This window comes from Pseudidiomarina fusca, assembly GCF_032227045.1.
Classification (GTDB): Bacteria; Pseudomonadota; Gammaproteobacteria; order Enterobacterales; family Alteromonadaceae; genus Pseudidiomarina; species Pseudidiomarina fusca.
On record NZ_JANFPJ010000086.1, the window covers coordinates 1 to 642 of the forward strand.

Sequence of the window (642 nt, forward strand, 5' to 3'; positions counted from 1 at the left end):
AGGATTAATGTAGCGATGCTTAATTTCATAGTGACGTGTAACGCTCTGTTAAGGGGTGAGCAACGCAATACCGAAGTCGCCGTAAACCACCTTAATCACTAAATTTAACGCATAGCAAAAATGCCACGCGTTGCGAATCCCTCTTAAACAGCTTGTTATGTTCGAAGCTTCACTGCTGTACCAAACACTAGTATTTCTGACGCACCATCAGTAACAGAGCTAGTTGTAAAACGTATGCCCACTATCGCATCTGCATTTAACTTTTCAGCATCTTCTATTAGTCGTTGTACCGCTATATTTCTAGCTTCCATCAACATCTCGGTATATCCTTTGAGCTCTCCTCCGACAATACCTTTCAATCCCGCCATGATGTCTCGGCCAACATGTTTAGATTGCACCACATTTCCATTCACAATGCCCAACACAGCTTCGATTTCCTTGCCAGGAACCGTTTCAGTCGTCGTATAAATCATAATTTACTCCTAGAACATAACGCCCCAATATGCCGACGAAACGAGCGCAGCGAGTTGAGGTCGGAATAATTGGCTTGTTAGCTTTCACTTCTACCAACTTGTTTTGCTATTTGCCCACTCAAAGAAAAATGAACCTCGATGTCTGTTGGGTTAATATTGCTAATTTTAT

The 642-nt window shown here is 42.2% G+C and carries 1 protein-coding gene; it reads right to left on the bottom strand.

What is annotated here, in order from left to right; all coding sequences use genetic code 11:
- Positions 1-155: 155 nt before the first annotated feature.
- Positions 156-473, bottom strand: a complete 318-nt coding sequence (locus NOG12_RS13155) for a heavy metal-binding domain-containing protein (protein WP_110077055.1) — start codon at positions 471-473, stop codon at positions 156-158.
- Between the last annotated feature and the right edge of the window lie 169 nt (positions 474-642).